This is a genomic window from Microbacterium sp. NPDC019599, from assembly GCF_040632175.1.
GTDB lineage: Bacteria > Actinomycetota > Actinomycetes > Actinomycetales > Microbacteriaceae > Microbacterium.
The window spans coordinates 205,714-218,840 of the sequence record NZ_JBEYBL010000006.1 but is presented as its reverse complement, the minus strand read 5'-3'; the positions used below and the strand labels follow the sequence as shown (position 1 = coordinate 218,840).

General features: G+C 69.0%; 11 protein-coding genes. 9 read left to right on the top strand and 2 right to left on the bottom strand.

All coding sequences use genetic code 11. The annotated features are described in order from the left end of the window. Positions 1-12 precede the first annotated feature (12 nt). Positions 13-897: a glycosyltransferase gene (locus tag ABZ477_RS12645; protein ID WP_360133276.1), complete on the bottom strand. Its 885-nt coding sequence runs from the start codon at positions 895-897 to the stop codon at positions 13-15. Positions 898-1,017: 120 nt separating this feature from the next. Here ABZ477_RS12645 and glf point away from each other — a divergent pair, with 120 nt between their 5' ends. The 7 genes from glf (at position 1,018) to ABZ477_RS12610 (ending at position 8,954) form a co-directional block, all read left to right on the top strand. Continuing rightward, positions 1,018-2,169 carry a UDP-galactopyranose mutase gene (glf, locus tag ABZ477_RS12640; RefSeq protein WP_360133273.1) on the top strand — a complete coding sequence of 384 codons (1,152 nt, stop codon included), beginning with the start codon at positions 1,018-1,020 and terminating at the stop codon, positions 2,167-2,169. A 24-nt stretch (positions 2,170-2,193) separates the two neighbouring features. Then, positions 2,194-2,985, top strand: coding sequence for an ABC transporter permease (locus ABZ477_RS12635; protein WP_360133270.1), 792 nt, complete (start codon positions 2,194-2,196; stop codon positions 2,983-2,985). Then, on the top strand, positions 2,985-3,731 hold the full coding sequence (locus ABZ477_RS12630) for an ABC transporter ATP-binding protein (RefSeq protein WP_360133267.1): 747 nt from the start codon (positions 2,985-2,987) through the stop codon (positions 3,729-3,731). Before ABZ477_RS12635 ends, ABZ477_RS12630 begins: the two co-directional genes overlap by 1 nt. A gap of 122 nt (positions 3,732-3,853) precedes the next feature. Beyond that, positions 3,854-4,918 (top strand): glycosyltransferase family 2 protein, encoded by a 1,065-nt coding sequence (locus tag ABZ477_RS12625; RefSeq protein WP_360133264.1) that lies wholly within the window; start codon positions 3,854-3,856, stop codon positions 4,916-4,918. Beyond that, positions 4,915-7,065, top strand: a complete 2,151-nt coding sequence (locus tag ABZ477_RS12620) for an acyltransferase family protein (protein WP_360133261.1) — start codon at positions 4,915-4,917, stop codon at positions 7,063-7,065. The genes ABZ477_RS12625 and ABZ477_RS12620 overlap by 4 nt, the downstream gene beginning before the upstream one ends. Before the next feature lie 54 nt (positions 7,066-7,119). Beyond that, positions 7,120-7,719, top strand: coding sequence for a hypothetical protein (locus ABZ477_RS12615; RefSeq protein WP_360133258.1), 600 nt, complete (start codon positions 7,120-7,122; stop codon positions 7,717-7,719). A 2-nt stretch (positions 7,720-7,721) separates the two neighbouring features. After that, the gene (locus ABZ477_RS12610; protein WP_360133254.1) at positions 7,722-8,954 is read left to right on the top strand and encodes a hypothetical protein; all 1,233 of its coding nucleotides are present in this window, start codon (positions 7,722-7,724) and stop codon (positions 8,952-8,954) included. Positions 8,955-9,066: 112 nt separating this feature from the next. Here ABZ477_RS12610 and ABZ477_RS12605 read toward each other — a convergent pair whose 3' ends face one another. Further along, positions 9,067-10,566 (bottom strand): NAD(P)/FAD-dependent oxidoreductase, encoded by a 1,500-nt coding sequence (locus tag ABZ477_RS12605; RefSeq protein WP_360133251.1) that lies wholly within the window; start codon positions 10,564-10,566, stop codon positions 9,067-9,069. A 289-nt stretch (positions 10,567-10,855) separates the two neighbouring features. Between ABZ477_RS12605 and ABZ477_RS12600 the strand changes: the two genes are divergently transcribed. Beyond that, positions 10,856-11,905: a lysylphosphatidylglycerol synthase domain-containing protein gene (locus ABZ477_RS12600; RefSeq protein WP_360133248.1), complete on the top strand. Its 1,050-nt coding sequence runs from the start codon at positions 10,856-10,858 to the stop codon at positions 11,903-11,905. After that, entirely contained in the window at positions 11,902-13,125 is a 1,224-nt protein-coding gene (locus ABZ477_RS12595) for a polysaccharide pyruvyl transferase family protein (protein WP_360133245.1), read from the top strand. The genes ABZ477_RS12600 and ABZ477_RS12595 overlap by 4 nt, the downstream gene beginning before the upstream one ends. The last annotated feature ends 2 nt before the right edge of the window (positions 13,126-13,127 follow it).

The following is a 13,127-nucleotide window of genomic DNA, read 5'->3' as shown; positions in this document are numbered from 1 at the left end:
CCCCGATCGGGCTCAGCCGAGGATGTGGGCGAAGGCCGCGCGACGTCCCGCGGCCGAGCCGTGGCGCAGGACGCGCGGCAGCTCGGTGGCCGCGTGCAGGCGTGAGAAGGGCCGCCAGCGCGCCGCGCGCGCCGTCGAGCGCCAGCCCGCGGCGGCAGACCGCGCGGCGATCTCGCCGTAGTACCGGCGCTCGTCGGAGAACCGGCGGCCGTCCAGCAGCGACGTCTGCGACGCGCTCGCGGAGTGCCTGCGGTACGAGAAGGCGAGCTCGGGGGTGAAGACGAGGGTGCCGCCGTCGAAGGCGATGTCCAGCAGGATCGCGAGATCCAGGATGATCGGCAGGTCGTCGCGGAAGTCGTGACGCTGGATCGTCGCGGTGCGGAACGCGAGCGACGGCCAGTAGAGCCAGTTGCCTCGCGTGAGGCTGGTCGCGAGCGCCTCGCCCCGCAGCACCGCGTCACCCGCGCGCGTCGAGGGTGCCAGCATCCGCTTCACCCGATCGGCGAGGGGCGCCGAGGGGCGCCCGTCGCTGTCGATCACCTGCACGCCGGGCTGGATGATGTCCGCCCCCGGATGAGCCGCGGCCGTGCGGTGCACGAGCTCGACGTATCGGGGATGCAGGAGGTCGTCGCACCCCAGGACGACGAGCCATTCGGAGCGGCCACGCGCGACGCACTCGCGGAAGCCCGCGACGATGCCCTCGTTGTGCTCGTGCCGCACGTAGGTCACGCGCGGATCGTCCATCGCCGCGAATCGGGCCGGGACGGTCTCGTCCGGGTACGCGTCGTCGATCACGGTGAGCGTCCAGTCGTCGTCCGTCTGGGCGAAGACCGAGTCGACCGTGTCGAACAGCAGACCGGGGTCTCCCCAGAACGGGATGAGGATGTCGACGGTCACGGGGTACGAGTCTAGTTTCGCGCCGGGCACCTGACCGCGGCGTTCAGGCGCGGGTGTTACGGTCGACAGGCGCCCTGGCGACCGGGGACGCCTTCCCCCCACCACACCCGAAAGGTGCCCATGGATCTCCTCGTCGTCGGCTCCGGCTTCTTCGGACTCACCATCGCGGAGCGGGCCGCGGCATCCGGTCGCAAGGTCACGGTCATCGACCGCCGTCAGCACATCGGCGGCAACGCGTACAGCGAGGACGAGCCGACGACCGGCATCGAGGTGCACAAGTACGGCGCGCACCTGTTCCACACGTCGAACCCGAGCGTGTGGGAGTACGTCAACCGCTTCACGACGTTCACGAGCTACGTGCACCGCGTCTACACGAACCACAAGGGCGTCGTGTACCCGCTGCCGATCAACCTCGGCACGATCAACCAGTTCTTCCAGGCCGCGTACTCCCCGGACGAGGCGCGCGCGCTCGTGCAGGAGCTCGCGGGCGAGTTCGACGCGAAGGATGCCGCGAACCTCGAGGAGAAGGGCATCGCGCTGATCGGCCGCCCGCTGTACGAGGCGTTCATCCGCGACTACACCGGCAAGCAGTGGCAGACCGATCCGAAGGACCTGCCCGCCGAGGTCATCAGCCGCCTTCCCGTCCGGTACAACTACGACAACCGGTACTTCAACGACACGTGGGAGGGTCTGCCGACCGACGGCTACACCGCTTGGCTCGAGCGCATGGCCGACCACGCCGACATCGAGGTCAAGCTCGACACCGACTTCTTCGACGAGTCGCAGCCGCTCAACAAGAAGGCGACGGTCGGGCAGCTGCCGATCGTGTACACGGGCCCCGTCGACCGGTACTTCGACTACGCCGAGGGCGCTCTCTCGTGGCGCACGATCGACCTCGAGCAGGAGGTCCTCCCCGTGGGCGACTTCCAGGGCACGTCGGTCATGAACTACGCCGACGCCGACGTCCCGTACACGCGCATCCACGAGTTCCGCCACTTCCACCCCGAGCGGGCCGACCGCTACCCGACGGACAAGACCGTCATCATGCGCGAGTTCTCGCGCTTCGCGGACCGCGACGACGAGCCGTACTACCCCGTCAACACGCCACAGGATCGCGACGGGCTCCTGGCCTACCGCGAGCTCGCGAAGGGCGAGGACGACGTGCTCTTCGGCGGGCGCCTCGGCACCTACCAGTACCTCGACATGCACATGGCGATCGGGTCGGCGCTGTCGATGTGGAACAACCAGCTGAGCGCGTCGAAGCTCGTCTGACGCCTCGACCATAGGATCATCTGCGTGACCACTGCCGCCGTCGGCGCGCCCGGATCGCCCCGGCGCTACCTGCACTCGCTGTGGCTCCTCTCCGCTCGCGACCTGCGGGTCCGCTACGCCACCAGCGCCCTCGGCTATCTGTGGTCGGTGCTCGATCCGCTCGTGATGAGCGCGATCTACTGGTTCGTCTTCACGCAGGTCTTCGATCGCACGGTCGGCCACGAGCCGTACATCGTGTTCCTCATCACGGCGCTGCTGCCGTGGGTGTGGTTCAACTCCGCCGTGTCGGACTTCACGAAGGCGTTCAGCAAGGATGCGCGGCTCGTGCGGTCCACCGCCATCCCGCGCTCCATCTGGGTCAACCGCATCGTCCTGAGCAAGGGCATCGAGTTCCTGTGCTCGCTGCCGGTGCTCGCGCTGTTCGCGATCGCGACGGGTGCCACCGTCGGCTGGGGGATCCTCCTGTTCCCGGTCGCGGTGGTTCTGCAGACGATGCTGCTGGTGGGTCTCGGGCTCCTCGTGGCGCCGCTCTGCGTCATCTACACCGACCTGGAGCGCACGACGCGGCTCATCCTCCGCGCGCTCTTCTACGCGTCGCCGGTCATCTACGGAGTCTCCGACCTGCCCGGGGTCTTCCAGGAGCTCGCCGCGTTCAACCCGCTGTCCGGGATCTTCACGATGTACCGCGCCGCGTTCTTCCCAGAGACATGGGACTCCTTCGTCGTGGTCGTTGGGGCGGTCCTGTGCGTCGCCGTCCTCGCCCTCGGGGCGTGGGTCTTCCGCCGACTCGAGCGCCCCGTGCTCAAGGAGCTGTGATGGCCGCCACCGAACACGCCATGGAGATCTCGGGTCTCGGCGTCCGGTTCCGCCGCAATCGGCGCGGCCGGCGCAGCTTCAAGGACCTCTTCGCCGGGTCGAAGCGGCGATCCCGCCCGGGGGAGTTCTGGGCGCTGCGCGACGTGTCGTTCACGGTGGCGCCCGGCGAGTCGATCGGCGTCGTCGGCCGCAACGGCCAGGGCAAGTCGACGCTGCTCAAGCTCGTCGCGGGCGTCCTGCTGTCCGACGAGGGGCGCGTCGACGTGAACGGCGGCGTGGCGCCGCTCATCGAGATCACGGGCGGCTTCGTCGGGGACCTGACCGTTCGCGAGAACGTCCGCCTCACTGCGGGACTGCACGGGATGTCGCGCGCATCGATCGCCGCGCGCTACGACTCGATCATCGACTTCGCCGAGCTCGCCGACTTCCAGGACACGCCTTACAAGCACCTGTCGAACGGCATGAAGGTGCGGCTGGCCTTCTCCGTCGTCTCGCAGCTCGAGGAGCCGATCCTCCTCGTCGACGAGGTGCTGGCGGTCGGCGACAAGGCGTTCCGCGAGAAGTGCTACCGGCGGATCGATGAGCTCCTGGCCTCCGGGCGCACGCTCTTCTTCGTCTCGCACAGCGAGCGGGACCTCCTCCGGTTCTGCGAGCGCGGGCTCTACCTCGACAAGGGCCGGCTCGTGATGGATGCCCCGATCGGCGAGGTCATCGAGCGCTACAACGCGGACTACCCGGTCGGCTGACAGCGCGCTCGGCGGCTGTTCAGGAGCACCTCGGTTAGGATTGCCAGCGCGGCGAGCATGTCTCCCAGCGGCCGCGCTCTCCCGCCACCGTGCTCATAGCTTCGCGAAAGCCGCCATCCACCATGCGCATCTTCATCCAGATCCCGTGCCTCAACGAGGAGACGACGCTTCCACTGGTGCTCGCCGGCATCCCGAAGCAGATCGACGGTGTCGACGAGATCCACGTCCTCGTGATCGACGACGGCTCCACGGACCGGACCGTCGAGGTCGCGCGCGAGCTCGGCGTCGAGCACTTCGTCTTCCACACCCGCAACATGGGGCTCGCGAGGTCCTTCCGCGACGGAGTCGACTATGCGCTCCAGCACGGCGCCGACATCGTCGTCAACACCGACGGCGACAACCAGTATCCGCAGGAGCGGATCGCGGACCTCGTCCAGCCGATCCTGAGGGGTGAGGCGGACATCGTCATCGGCGATCGCCAGACCAAGACGATCGAGCATTTCTCGCCCTTCAAGAAGCTCATGCAGGGCGTCGGCAGCGCTGTGGTCAACTTCGCCGCCGAGACCGACCTTCCCGACGCGGCCAGCGGATTCCGCGCGTACTCCCACGAGTCCCTCATCCGGCTCAACGTCGTGACGCAGTTCAGCTACTGCATGGAGACGATCATCCAGGCGGGACACAAGCGCCTGCGGATCGCGAGCGTTCCCGTCAAGACCAACCCCAAGACGCGCGAGTCGCGGCTGTTCAAGAACATCTTCCAGCACATGGGCCGCTCCAGCCAGGCGATCATGCGCAGCTACGTCATGTTCAAGCCCCACGTGGTGTTCCTCACGCTCGCGGTGCTGTTCCTGATCGGGGCCGCCATCCCGTTCGGCAGGTTCCTGACGCTCACGTGGCTCGGCATCGCCGGCGACCACATCCAGTCCCTCATCTTCGGCTCCGCGATGCTCGTCGGGGCGCTTCTCAGCGTCGCGCTCCTCGTGATCTCCGACATGCTGAGCACGAACCGGACGCTCATGGAGGACGCCCTCGAGCGCATCAAGCTCATCCAGTACGCGCCCGACCGCACCTACGATCCGCGTCGGGCCGAGCCGGCCGACGCCGCCCGGCATCCTTCGCTCCTCGTCAGCATCGAGGAAGCGGAGGAGAGGACGACGGCACGAAGCGCCGCTCGATCGTCACGATGACCACCACCGCGGTGCGGCCGGGCGGCGAGGCCGCACCGGCGAGCACGCCCGCGCGGGAGCGCTCCGGGTCGGCCCTTCGGACCGAGATCCAGGCCCTGCGCGCCATCGCGGTGCTCGGCGTCATCATCTTCCACCTCTGGCCGAATCGGATGACGGGCGGCTACATCGGCGTCGACGTCTTCTTCGTGATCTCGGGATACCTCATCACGTCGCACCTGTTCCGCGAGGTCGAAGCCAGAGGCCGCATCAAGGTCTCCCAGTTCTACGCCCGCCGCATCCGCCGGCTCCTCCCGGCGGCGATGCTGGTGCTCGCCTCGACGGCCCTCGCCGTCGTCGCCTTCGTCCCGGCCCAGCGGATTCCGGCCTTCCTCTACGAGGTCGCCGCGAGCGCGCTCTATGTCGAGAACTGGGTCCTCGCGGCCAACTCGGTCGATTACTTCGCCGCTGACGGACCGGAATCGCCCGTTCAGCACTACTGGTCGCTGTCGGTGGAGGAGCAGTTCTACCTGGTCTGGCCGCTGCTGGTCATCCTGCTGGCGCTCCTGGCGGCAGCGCGAAACTGGTCGCCTCGCGCCTCGATCTTCGTCGGACTGACCGGCGTCTTCGCCGCGAGCCTCGCCTTCTCGGCGTTCGCGACCGCCGCTTCGCCGCAGGCCGCGTACTTCAGCACGCTGACGCACGCGTGGGAGTTCGCGGCGGGGGGCATGCTCGCCCTCGCATCGCCGTGGATCGCGCGGACTGCGTGGGACCGGATGCCGGGAGCCCGGGCCGGCGCACTCTGGGCCGGAATCGTCATCGTCATCGGGACGATGTTCGTGTTCGATGCGCATACGGCCGTCCCGGGGCTCATCGCCCTGGTCCCCGTCGCAGGGACGATCGCCGTCATCGCCGCGGGGACCTCACCGGTGCCGTGGTCGCCCTCTCGTCTCCTTTCGATCAGGCCGGTGCAGTTCGTCGGCGACACGTCGTACGCCGCCTACCTCTGGCACTGGCCGATCATCGTCCTCCTGCCGTACGTGCTGACCCGCCCGCTGTCGACGCTCGACAAGATCCTCATCCTGCTCGCGACATTCGGCCTCGCGTGGCTGACCCGAGCTCTCATCGAGCGGCCCGTCATCAACGGCGGCTTCTGGCGGCGGCGGCGCATCAGCTACGGCTTCGCGGTCCTGTCGGCGGCCATCGTGCTCGCCCTGTGCGTCGTGCCCTCGGTCGCGATCGCGAACGAGTCGGCTGCGACGCAGCAGCGGGTGACGGCATCCCTCGGTCAGACCGAGTCGTGCGTCGGTGCGGAGGCGATGACGCACCTCGCCGACTGCGCCTACGGCCTCGAGCTCGACCCCGACCTCGCCGTCAGCGCGGTGGACTACGAGACCCTGGCGAGCGACGTGGTGACCTCCGCCGGAGGCGAGGCGGACTGCTCCGATGGCGCGTACGAATCCCGGATCTGCACCTACTCGCCGCCGCACGACAGCGGCGGGCCGACCGTGGTCCTCGTCGGCGATTCGCACGCCGAGCACCTCCTGCCGGCGCTGGCACATCAGGCGACGATCCGGGACTGGAACGTGCGGGTCGTCACGAAGCGTTCGTGCCCGTTCGTCGAGGCCGACTGGCGGGCGACCGGCGGCGCCGCGTACAAGCAGAACGACGCCGACTGCGTCGCCTGGCGGGCCGACATCGTCGATCAGGTCGCGTCCGACGATCAGATCGATCTCGTCCTGACGACGACGTACGCCCACCGCGTCGGCATGAATGCGGATGCCGCCGCACAGGCGGAGTTCTCCGACGCCCTCGCCCGCACCTGGACGGCGCTGGACGATGCCGGCAAGCCGGTGGTGGTCGTCGCCGACACGCCGGTCGCGAAAGGCAATCGGATGAGCGAGTGCCTGGCGGATGCCCCTTCCCCATTGGAGTGCTCTCTCAGCCGCGCAGAGGCGCTTCCGCCGGATCCGCTCGCGGCGTCGGTCGCCGAGGCATCAGGCGGCACGACGCTCCTGGATCTCACCGGCGCCTTCTGCGACGCGGAGCGCTGCTTCGCCGCCATCGGCGGGATGCCGGTGTATCAGGACAGCCACCACCTCACGCCGGCGTTCTCACTGAGCCTGTCGTCGCGATTCACGGCCGCGATAGAGGCCGCGATCGCGCGATAGAGCCGGGCGGCGAGCGCGCCGGTCCGCGCTGCCGAAACGGGTAGAGTCGTTCGGATGGAAAGCACCGCGGTCACGCCGGAACTGATCATCCGGGCGGCCCTGGAATGCGCGTTCCTGCTGGCCCTCTTCGCGGGACTGCTGTTCTTCACAGACCTCCGCAAGCGGCTCTACGGTCTGGGCGCCGCGGCACTGGTCGTCCTGTATGTGGCGGTGGGGGCGTGGTTCACCGTGCAGATGGTCGACCGCTGGCAGTACGACTACCCCCAGAAGACCTCGTTCATCCCGCTCACGCGATTCGCGATGTACCAGGCTCAGCTCAAGGACTCCGTCGAGGAGACGTACTCCTGGCAGGCCACCCTCGCGGACGGGACGATGCGCGAGATCAACATCGCGAAGGAGTTCGAGGCGATCGGCCTGCCGCCGCTCTCGACACGGATGCGGGTGCTCCTCAACTGGATGGAAGAGCCCGCCGACAGCGAGCATCATGCGCAGGCGGAAGAGGAGCTGGCGCTCTACGCGACGGCTCTCCTGAGGGCACTCGAGCAGGACGGCGTGGACGTGGGCGAGATCGGCTTCTATCGGGTGACCGGCACTCCGGGCGACGTCTCCTCCGAGCCGCTGGTCACGTGGGACGTCTCGGAGCTGGAAGGCTGATGATGATCCGCGTCCGCCTCCACGAGAACGTCACCGCCGAGTCGCTCGGACTCGCCCGCATCCTCGTCTTCGCCATCTGGATCGGCTATGTCCTCGTCGATCCCGTCCAGCGGCTGACCCTCCTGCCGACCGAGCTGTTCCACTCGTACGGCGTGTTCCGGCTGCTCCCGGACGAGTTCTGGGCTGCCGTTCTCACGCCGGCCGGGCTGCTGGGGCTGACGACGGTGTGTCTCGTCCTCTTCGTCTGGGCGGGCCTGGGATTCCGCGGCGCCCGCGCCGTGACGGCTGCCGCCGTGATCGCGGCACTGGTCTATCTGCAGGTCAAGAAGGGCTTCGGCGGTCACTTCGACCACCGGGAGCTCACGCTCGTCTACGTCACCGCGGCCCTGCTGCTCACCCCTGCCTGGGACGCCTTCGCGGTCAGCCGGTCCCGTCGCGCCGGTGCGCGCAGGCCCGACGTGTACCGCTCGTCGCTCATCGTGCTCTCGTTCGTCGTGATCCTGCAGTACGTCTTCATCGGCACGGCCCGGCTGTTCATCGGCGGGCCGGGCGTGTTCATGAACGGCACCCTGCAGAACTGGGTCGAGAACCGGAATCTGCGGCCGAACCCGTTCGGATTCGACCTGGGCACGTACTTCCTCGACCCGTTCTGGGCGATCCCCCTGGACCTGCTCTTCCTCGGCGGCACGATCCTCGAGATCACGGCGATCCTCCTGCTCTTCCTGCCGCCGGGGTGGCTCAAGGTCCTCTTCCTGGTCGGGTTCACGGCGTTCCACTCGTCGATCTTCCTGCTCATGAACGTCGCGTTCCCGGAGAACATCGTGCTGCTGCTGCTGTTCTTCGACCTCGCGTGGCCGCTGCGACGGATGCGCGCAGGTCACGACACCGCCGGTGCAGCGATCGTCGATCCCGGCAATCCGGCCGCTGCCGCATTCGTCGCCGAGGTCCGAGCCGAGACGGTCGGGGTGTCGTACCGCGACGCGGCCGGAACCTCCGGTGGGCTCGAGTTCATCGCGGCGGATGCCGAGGCCTCCGCTTCCTCGGGCGCGCCGCAGTCGGCGACCGGTGAGCGTGCCCGCACCGAGATCCTCTACCGCCGGCCCGGCTGGCTGGGCGTCGCATGGACGCGGGACCACGTCCTGCGTCGGTCGGGACCGATCCGATCGGACCGCACCGGGTTCGGGCGCTGGCTGCTCGGTCCCGTCGTCGACGAATCGGGGTCGAGCCGTCACTGAGGGCGGCTCATCCGGGCGGAAGGCGCTGATCGCCTGGTCCCTGCCCGACGGCGCTGATCGCCTGATCCCTGCCCGACGGCGTCCTCGTCCGCGCGGAAGGCGCTGGTCGTTCCTAGTCCGCGGCGACGCTGTCGTCCGCGCCGATCGCGCCGCCGTCCGCCGCGTCATCGACGCCGAGTGGCGGCACGGCGAGCCCGAACTCGTGGCGGAGCGCCGACCTCGCGGCGTGGTAGCCGGCCATCCCGTGCACGCCCGTGCCGGGCGGCGTGGAGGAGGAGCACAGGTAGACGCCCTTGATCGGCGTCCGCCAGGGGTCGGGCGAGAGGACAGGGCGCCGCAGGAGCTGCGGCAGCGTGACCGCGCCCGCCGAGATGTCGCCGCCGATGTAGTTCGGGTTGTAGTCGGCCAGCTCCGCTGCGCTCACTGCCTGCGAGGCCAGAACCGTATCGCGGAAGCCCGGCGCGAAGCGCTCGATCTGGCGTGCGACCGACTCGGTCGGGTCGACGGTCGATCCGCTCGGGACATGGGTGTAGGCCCAGAGCACATGACGTCCGCTCGGAGCTCGGGTCGGATCGACGATGGTCGGCTGCGAGGCGAGCACATAGGGCGACTCGGCGTGCCGCCCAGCCGCGACGGCCCTCTCGCCTGCGGCGAGCTCGGCGCGGTCGCCGCCCAGGTGGAACGTCGCCGCCTTCCGCACCTCCGGGTGGGTCCAGGGCACGGGATCGGAGAGGGCGAAGTCCACTTTGGCCACGGCATTGCCGTACCGGAAGCGGCCCAGCGCTCGGCGATACCCCGCCGGAAGCCGGCTTCCGGCCATCCGGAGGAGGCTGCGGGGGGTGATGTCGAGCACGTAGGCTCGCGCCGAGGGCAGAGCGGAGAGGTCGTCGATCTCGGCGTCCGTCGTGATCGTGCCGCCGTGGGCGAGGATGTCGTCCGCCATGGCGTCGACGATCGCCTGGCTGCCGCCGACAGGGATGGGCCACCCCCGCGCGTGGGCGTGCGCGCCGAGGACGAGACCCACGCCGGCCGTGGCCATGCTCGGCATCCGTCCGATCGAATGCGCGTTCACGCCCGTGAGCATGGCGCGGGCCACGTCCCCCCGAAGCCGCAGCGCCCATGCCGGGGTGCCCTGCTCCAGCGCGCGAAGCCCGAAGCGCACGACCGTGGCCGGATGGCGCGGGATGCGCATGAGCGTGGAGCCCGTGAAGTCGGTGACCTCGTCGATCCGCTCCGCGAGGGGCGCGAACAGGCCGCGCCAGCGGGAGCCGTCGGCGCCCAGCGCCTCTGCCGTCCGGTCGATGTCCCGGTACGCGATCCCGGCCCGCCCACCGTCCAGCGGATGGGCATACGAGATCTCCGGGGTCACGAACTCGATGCGTCGGTCGAGCTCGAACGCTCGGAAGAAGGGCGAACCTGCGGCCATCGGATGCACGGCCGAGCAGATGTCGTGGTGGTACCCGACGAGGGTGGCCTGCGCCGTGCGCGCCCCGCCGCCGATCGTCGGCGCCTTCTCGAAGACGTGCACGGACAGACCCGCGCGCGCGAGCATGACGGCTGCGGCCAGCCCGTTCGGACCCGCCCCGACGACGACGGCATCGACCGAGGTCATCGGGTGTGGCGACGGCACGCTTGCTCGGGGAGGGATCGCGGCCGCACCGCGCTCGTCGTACGCATCCTCTCAATCTAGCCGCAGGGCGCCGGCAGCCGCGCGGGCCGCCCGGCGGCCTCCGGGCCGGCATGCGCTAAGCTGTCGCGGGCGTCTCGCCCGGTTCCCCCAGACGCTCTCTCCCCACCACTTCCGCCCCTTGGAGGGGCGACTCGTGCATGATCCCAGCAACCCTGCCCTCGAACCCCAGGAGTCCAGATCGACCCGCGAAGACGACGGCAGGGCGCGCCCGATGAGCGCTGACGATCAGCAGCCGGATCCGGACGGTCCGTTCGAGGATCCTGCCGCCGAGGGAGTCCCTGCGGCGGCCCCGGACGCCCGCACGCTCGCGCGCCGTCGGCGCAAGCGCATCCTGCGCTGGGTCGCGACGATCGTCGTGGTCGGCGTCGTCGGGTACTTCTTCGCCGTCTCGCTCGCCGCGAACTGGCAGGAGGTCGTCGCGCAGGACATCTCGTTCGATCCGCTGTGGATTCTCACGACGCTGCTCTTCATCGCCGCCGTGCCGATCAGCGGGCTCCTCTGGGGTCGCATCGTCCGGGTGCTCGAGCCCGAGGTGCACGTCGCCGCACGCGAGTCGATCGCCGTGCAGTGCGCATCGTGGATCCTGAAGTACGTGCCGGGGCAGGTCGGCTCGGTCGTGAACAAGACGATCTGGGCGGGCAAGAAGGGGATCAGCCGCACCCTCGTCGTCATCAGCTTCGTCTACGAGAACGTCTTCATGCAGCTGGCGTCGCTCGTGCCGAGCGGCATCATCCTGCTCATCAGCCTCGGGCCGGAGATCTTCGGGCAGAACGCGACGCTGCTCCTGCTGCCCATGCTGGCGATCGTGCCCTTCGCCCTCATCTCCTGGAAGCCGTTCTTCCATCGCATCCTCGACGCGCCCGCGAGACGGCTGCTCAAGCGGCCTGTGCCGGCCGAGTACTTCCTGAGCACGGGCCAGACCCTCCGCTCCTCGGGCGAGTTCGTGCTCCCTCGAGCGATCAACGGCATCGGGTTCGTCCTCCTCGCCGGCACCATCGTCCCCCTCACCCCGGCCGAATGGCTGCCGTTCGCCGCCGCCTACGTGCTCGCCGGGGCCATCGGAGTCCTCGCGGTGTTCGTGCCCAGCGGGCTGGGTGTGCGCGAGGCGGTCATCGTCCTGATCCTGAGCCAGTACATCCCCGTGCCGCAGGCGATCGTCATCAGCCTCATCGCGCGACTGCTGGCCACCATCGGCGATGGAGGGGTCGCGCTCATCTACCTCGGCCTGCGCCGCACCATCCCCAAGGAGCTCCGTCCATGACCCGCATCACGATCATCGGCTCCGCCCTGTCGGGCAACAAAGGGGCGTCGGCGATGCTCGAGGCGGCCATGCAGACGCTCGGCGAGCGCCTCGACGACCCGCAGTTCACGCTGCTGAGCATGTACCCGGTCGAGGATGCCGCGCAGAACGTCTACCCGAACCTCGAGATCGTCCCCGCTGCGCCGCGTCAGCTCGGCGTGACGATCAACTCGCTCGCGCTCGCGTACCGCATCCTCCCGTTCCTGCGGAAGACGCTCCGGTCGCGGTCGCGGGCCATCCGTGCCCTCGCCGAGTCCGATGTGCTGCTCGACCAGGGCGGCATCACCTTCACAGACGGACGCGAGAAGTTCCTGCTGTACAACGTCGCGTCGATCCTCCCCGCGCTGAACACCCGCACGCCCGTCTTCAAGTGCGCGCAGGCAGTGGGCCCCTTCCAGAACCCGATCAACAGGTGGGCGTCCAAGACCTACCTGCCGAAGGCGCGCACGATCGTCACCCGGGGCCGGATCACGCACGAGTTCGCGGAGGGGCTGGGGCTCACGAACCTCGTCGCGGGAGCCGACTACGCATTCTCGCTCGAGCTCGACGGCACCGAGCACGACGCCGTCGCGGAACATGTCCACATGGAGTTCTTCGACGGCGACGTCGTCGGCGTCTGCCCCAGTGTCGTCCTGCGGAAGAAGGTCGACGCCCGAGGCGGGGACTACGCGGGGCAGATCGTCTCGTTCATCGAGTCCGTCCGCGCGCAGGGCAAGCGGGTGCTGCTCGTCCCCCACAGCGTCCGCACCGGGACCGACAAGACGCACAACAACGATCTGCCGCTCTGCCGCGAGATCAGCGCACGGCTGCGCCCCGGAGACGACGTGCTCTTCATCGATCGAGAACTCACGTCTCAGCAGCTGAGGTATGTCATCGGGCGGTGCTCGCTGTTCGTGGCCAGCCGGTTCCATGCGATGGTCTCGTCGCTCGCGATGGCCGTGCCGACCCTCGTTATCGGCTGGAGCCACAAGTACCGCGAGGTCCTGGAGATGTTCGAGCTCGAGGAGTGGGCGTTCGGGCACGACCAGCTGACGCCCGAGCACCTCGCCGACCGGTTCGCCGCGCTGGATGCGGCGCGAGACGACGTCAAGGCCAAACTGGATGCCCACCTCCCAGAGGTGAAGGCGCGCTCGATCATGCAGGCCGATCTCATCGCGCAGATCGCGCGCGCCGAAGCCTGATC